Raw genomic sequence first — 312 nt, 5'->3', positions numbered from 1 at the left:
CAGATAGCACTAATCTTGCTGTTGGACCGAACGCGAGCGTCACGCTGGACAAGTTCGTTTTTTCCGGTCCGATGGACTATAAAAAAGCGGCAGTGACCCTGGTCAGGGGAGCTTTCCGCTTCACAACCGGTAATTCCGACAAACGCGCCTATGAAATTAAAACAGGAGTGGCAACCCTTTCGGTGCGGGGAACGGTCGGTGACATTCTCGCGCGAGAACGCGAGACGATCGTTACAGTGGTCTCCGGGAAGATATTGGCATGTTCGATCATGAGCTATCGATGCACGGTGGTTCTCGCGGGCGAAACTGCAA

Annotated in this window: 1 protein-coding gene; it reads left to right on the top strand. The window is 53.5% G+C overall.

Annotation, left to right across the window (positions count from 1 at the left end):
* Window positions 1-312: FecR domain-containing protein (locus tag NEI07_RS18515; protein WP_256036688.1), on the top strand; the 312-nt coding region annotated here is incomplete at both ends.

The sequence above is a fragment of the Methylocystis suflitae genome (assembly GCF_024448135.1).
Classification (GTDB): domain Bacteria; phylum Pseudomonadota; class Alphaproteobacteria; order Rhizobiales; family Beijerinckiaceae; genus Methylocystis; species Methylocystis suflitae.
Note: the sequence above shows the minus strand (reverse complement) of the source record. Positions and strands in the feature narration are given on the sequence as shown.